The 5581-nt window shown below is 45.8% G+C and carries 3 protein-coding genes; 2 read left to right on the top strand and 1 reads right to left on the bottom strand.

The window, feature by feature from the left end:
- Positions 1–171: 171 nt before the first annotated feature.
- Positions 172–1623: a cysteine--tRNA ligase gene (gene cysS / locus OSCI_RS04660; protein ID WP_007353697.1), complete on the bottom strand. Its 1452-nt coding sequence runs from the start codon at positions 1621–1623 to the stop codon at positions 172–174.
- 642 nt (positions 1624–2265) lie between these two features.
- Between cysS and OSCI_RS04655 the strand changes: the two genes are divergently transcribed.
- Positions 2266–3522 (top strand): DUF4912 domain-containing protein, encoded by a 1257-nt coding sequence (locus OSCI_RS04655; RefSeq protein WP_007353695.1) that lies wholly within the window; start codon positions 2266–2268, stop codon positions 3520–3522.
- A gap of 686 nt (positions 3523–4208) precedes the next feature.
- Positions 4209–5581 (top strand): ABC transporter substrate-binding protein (locus tag OSCI_RS04650; protein ID WP_019487576.1); only part of this gene is annotated, 1373 nt, incomplete at its 3' end.

Below are 5581 nucleotides of genomic sequence, written 5' to 3'. Positions count from 1 at the left end.
AATGAGTTTTCTTAGTCCTCTTCAGAGGACTCGATCTTTGAGACAGGGGTTTTAACCCCTGTCGGAGTGAGGGTTTGACGTTAAGTTGAAACACCTTGGGCGAAAGCCTAAGTCCATACCGTACTTATGAGTTAAAAGTTGCGTAAATGCTATATTTTTCACGCCTTAGTATTAATTTCGATGCCAAATAGTTGTACCATCCTTCTGATCGATTAAAGTAATACCTCGATCTTTAAGTTCATTACGAATGCGATCGCCCTCAGCAAAATTCTTAGCTTTCCTTGCTGCTAATCGCTGCTGAATTAAAATCTCAATATCCTTATCGGTTAATCCTGATTGATCAGCAGAAAGAGTCGCACTCGCCGGAACAAGATTAGTAAGTCCTAAAACATGGAGCAAACTAACCAGTGTATGCCACTTTTGTTGTATAACTTCCCCTGGCGTTTCTATTTTTCCCCCATGAATCAAAATATTGCGATCGCGCCGTAATTCCTTCGCCAATTCAAACACAACCGCTAAAGCATTAGGAGTATTAAAATCATCATCCATAGCCGATTGAAATTGCTGCACAGCCTCCTTATCTTCTAGGGCTAATTTCCAACCAAACTGGGAACCGTATTCATGCCCAAAAAGAAACCCTTCATTAATAGTATTCCAACCATTTTGAGCAGATGCGATCGCATCATCCGTAAAATCAATCGGTTTGCGATAATGAGCCGTCAACACAAACAACCGCACCACCATCGGGTCAGTGGGTTTATCCAACAACTCCCGAATTGTAATAAAATTCCCCAAAGACTTCGACATCTTCTCGCCATTCACCTTTACCATGCCATTATGCAACCAATAAGTTGCTAACGGCTGGCCAGTCACCGCTTCCGATTGGGCAATTTCATTCTCATGGTGAGGAAAAATTAAATCAGAGCCGCCGCCGTGAATATCAATGCGATCGCCAAAACTTTGACGTACCATTGCTGAGCACTCTATGTGCCACCCAGGGCGGCCCGAACCCCAAGGCGAATCCCATGCCGGTTCCCCAGATTTAGCCCCCTTCCACAACGCAAAATCAAAGGGATCTTTCTTTTTTTGAGCCTCTGCGTCCTCCGATTCTACCCTACCGCTAGCGCCAGCTTGCATCTCATCAAACTTGCGGCCCGAAAGCTTTCCATACTCAGAAAATTGCCGGACTTTATAGTAAACATCGCCTCCCGACGCATAAGCATAACCCTTACTTTCTAACTCGTGAATCAGCCGTTTAATGCCATCCATCGTATGAGTTGCGCGGGGATACTCATCCGCCTCCAAGACATTTAAACGCTTCATATCCTCAAAATAAGTCTGAGTGTAGCGTTCCGCTACTTCCTCCATTGAAGATCCCTCTTTTCGGGCGCGATTAAGGATTTTGTCGTCAATATCAGTAAAATTCTGGACGTAGCGCACCTCATAGCCCCGCCACGTCAAATATCGGCGCACGACATCCCAAGCAATATAAGAACGCGCATGACCCAGATGGCAGTTATCGTAGACTGTCACGCCGCAGCAATACATCCGCACTTTTCCCGGTTCTATGGTTTCTAAGGGTTCTACCCGACGAGTCAAGCTGTTGTATAGTTTTGGGCTCATGGCTGGTGTTGATTAATCTACTGCAAGCGTAGAGTGCTTTATCCATACTAAGACCTAACGCCCCTGTCCCGGCAGAAGATACCGCCTAGAAGGCGGCATTACAGGGTTTATGTCATGGAATCATGACATAGGGTTTGATGGCGATCCCCAATTACGAGCAAATGTCAGGAAACCATGACATAACGATCCCCAGTTCCTTGTAAATACGTATATGTACTCATAATCAGGCTCAAAACCCCCTTGACCGAATCAGAATTTTTCTGCAACATATAGGACAAAAGCGATCCCCGCGATCCCAAAGAAATGCTTTCATTAGCATTTTGACTACTTAGATAGCGGTTAATGTGGCGAGCCACAAGCGTGAGGAGCAGCCTCAACCATTGTCGAAGAGTCCATCTTGTCTAGCAGGAATCATGGGAAACGCTTTCGTTCGCCAGGATGAAGCGTAAGGGAGCCAAAAAATTAAAGCCCCGGATTGAGAAGGGGACTTAAAAGACGAACAAGAGGCAAGGCTTTCAAGGTGGGAGCGATCGCCAGCTAGGACTTAATATCCAGTCCTAATAGCTTTTAACTCCCAAGGCGCAAACATCTAAGTGTTTCCCAAAACCTAACTTGCCGTCGTAATTACTGGAGAACAGACTCATGGCCAAAGAACGCCCACCTTTAGAAGACATGACTTTGCGGCAACTGCGTAGAGTTGCCAGTGAATATGGAGTCTCTCGCTATAGCCGGATGCGTAAATCGCAACTTCTGGGTTCAATCCAGGAAATTCAACGCACCAAATTTTCATATAGTCCATCTACTACACTAGAGGCACAAGAAACAGTGGAAGCAGCAAAATTTGAACTAGGTCAAGAAGATCGTACTGGCGGCTCTCTGTCATCTGTCGATGAGGGTTTGGCAGATTTGCCCGATGGATATGGCGAAAGCCGGATTGTGTTGATGCCCCGCGATCCTGAATGGGCTTACACTTACTGGGATATTCCCAACAGTCACAAAGAAGAACTGCGTCGCCAAGGTGGCCAACAAATCGCCCTCCGGCTTTACGATGTCACCGACGTTAATCTCGAATATCAAAGTCCTCACAATATTCAAGAATATCCCTGCGATGAATTAGCCCGCGAGTGGTACGTGCCGATCCCTGTGAGCGATCGCGACTACGTAATCGATATCGGCTACCGTTGCGCCGATGGCCGCTGGATCGTTCTTGCCCGTTCCGCCGAAGTCCGCGTTCCCCCCGTCTACCCTAGCGACTGGATTGAAGATCAATTCATCACCGTAGGTTGGGAAGAAGATTTACGCGGTAAAACCTTCTTGGAACTGGTTCCCCCCAGCAAGAAAGTGGCACCTGCCAGTGCTGGCAACCCCATCTACGAACAAATCTTTGGCATGGCCGAATCTGCCGAAGCAATGCGGGTAGCCGGTTCCGTCTTCGGTTCGATGCAGCACGTCGCTGGTTCCATTCAGCAAGTCGCCATCCACGAACAAGCTTTGAGTTCCTATGTCTTCCCCTCCGGTGTGGGTATGTGGGCAGTTCCCACCACCTCCGGGCTAACGATGTCTGGGGTTGGTCTAACGATGTCTGGAGTAGGCTTTGGTGCTTCCATGCCTCCAGCCAAGCCTCGCAAGTTCTGGTTAGTTGCTGACGCTGAATTGATTGTTTATGGTGCTACTGAACCCGATGCTACGGTTTACATCGGCGGACAACCGATCAAACTGAATCCCGATGGCACTTTCCGCTATCAGATGTCTTTCCAAGACGGCTTGATTGACTATCCGATTTTCGCAGTCGCAGCAGATGGCGAACAAAACCGCGCTATCCACATGAAGTTTACCCGCGAAACCCCCGATCGTCGTACCAATACTAAAGAGGAAGCTGTTCTAGAATGGCTTGGTTAAGGGCCTTTGCAGGCTTTGGGAGTAGCTATGCCTATGGCAAGCTACGGTAACACATCCATCTGTGCCAATTTTTTAACCAGCACAAGGTTCAGTTTGGACAGCAACTCATTTGTTACCGTTAAGTTCAGACAACAACCCATAACACCCCCTATACACCGTTCTCCTCTTCTTTAGGAGCGGTGTTTTTTGTATAGGACTTACGCATGGGACTCCAGAAACCGGGTTTTTGAGAGAATCTGTGGTCACAACGAAGTATAGCAACCGCCAGGGCGGTTAGGGGCTAGGGGCTAGGGGCTAGGGGCTAGGGAAAGAAGGAAAGAGAGGAAAGAGGGGAAGAGAGTCAATAGTTTGGGCCCTGAGTGAGTGTCTTAACCGTTGTGGCGGTTGCTATATTTTCGTAAAAAACCCGGTTTCTTTGGTTGGGTGCGTAAGTCCTGTTGTGGTCAGAGGGCGATCGAGAATGTCTTATGTAGAAATTGCTTAAATTAAATAAATTAATACTTTCTTGAATTTTTATTGCAAAGCCTAATTTATCTTCACCAAAAAATTGAAAATCGAGTTAAGAGAGAGGAGGCGATCGCAATGGGAAGCCTAGACAATGGCGCGATCGCAGCACCCATTCCCTAAGATAGAAGACTTCTAGTCAAACTAGGCATTCATTCTCAGCCTTAATTCCTGGATCGAAAATGATAAATAGTAAACCTTTAGTTCAATTTCTTAGAAGCGTAACCCCAAAAGTCAAAATAAAAAATTTTTCGTTTTTACATTTATCCTTTGTGTGGCGAAGGACACGACTTTACTGGCTGGGATTATTTGCTAGCATCATCTTAGGTATCTTATTTTTATTTATTCAACCCGCACTTACTCAGCAACCAACAGTTTTGACGATGCTCATGCAAGGTCAAGACCTCCTTAACTGGAGGCCTTTTGTCGAAGAATTTGAACAGAAAAATCCAGATATTCGCATCAACTTAGTAGAAGGGCCATTTGATAGTAATCTCATAGAAAATCTTTACACCTCTGCCTTCTTGTTAGGAGACTCGCCTTACGACATTATCAATATGGATATTGTCTGGGTTCCCAAGTTTGCAGCGGCAGGTTGGATAATGGATCTTAGTAATAAAATTTCCTCAGAACAACTATCAAAATTTGTCCCCGGTAACGTTGAAGGCGGACGCTACAACGGCAAACTTTACCGCATTCCTCACGCCTCCGATGCGGGAATGCTCTACTACCGTAAAGATATTTTAGAACAAGCTGGAGTCGAACCGCCCGAAACTTTTGAACAAATGGTAAATATTTCTCAAAACTTGCAGAAACAGGGAAAAGCAACTTGGGGTTATCTCTGGCAAGGCAAACAATATGAAGGAGTATCGGCCATGTTTGTAGAGGTATTAGAAGGTTTTGGTGGCTTCTGGGCAAACCCTCAAACCTTTGAAATTGGACTGGATAAACCAGAGGCAATCAAAGCAGTTGAATTTCTTAAAAGTACAATTGCTAGCGGCATTTCACCTCCGGGAGTTACGACTTACGGGGAAGAAGAAACTCGCATTTTGTTTCAAAATGGTCAAACAATTTTCTTAAGGAATTGGCCCTATGTTTGGAAACTGGCTAATGTCGAAGGCTCGAAGATTAAAGGTAAAATTGCGATTAAGCCTATGCTACACGCCGCTGGTAAAAAGGGCGGTTCCTGCTTAGGGGGATGGGGTTGGGGTATTTCCAAAACTTCGCGTCATCCAGAGGCAGCTTGGCGAACAATTCAGTATCTCACCAGCGAGGAAACGCAGAGAAAGTTTATTTTGCAAACCGGGTTTGTTCCTAGTTATAAATCGCTTTTTACTGACCGAGAAGTTGTTGCTCTGTATCCCCATTACCCAGAATTATTAAAGGTAGTAGAACAGTCAGCTTTGCGTCCTCCCTTGGCTCAATATGCTCAAGCTTCGGATATTTTGCAGCGTTATCTGAGTGCGGCTTTTACTGGGCGGATGAGTTCCGAAAAAGCAATGAAAGCAGCAGCAAGTGAAACCCGTAATTTGCTGGGAAGTTTTAAATCTTCTTA

Source organism: Kamptonema sp. PCC 6506 (assembly GCF_000180455.1).
Lineage (GTDB): Bacteria > Cyanobacteriota > Cyanobacteriia > Cyanobacteriales > Microcoleaceae > Kamptonema > Kamptonema formosum.
Note: the sequence above shows the minus strand (reverse complement) of the source record. Positions and strands in the feature narration are given on the sequence as shown.

Bases quoted from the DNA above. Each gene is read 5' to 3' on its own strand.
- OSCI_RS04655 (WP_007353695.1), top strand. From the start codon at position 2,266: ATGGCCAAAGAACGCCCACCTTTAGAAGACATGACTTTGCGGCAACTG.
- cysS (WP_007353697.1), bottom strand. From the start codon at position 1,623: ATGAGCCCAAAACTATACAACAGCTTGACTCGTCGGGTAGAACCCTTA.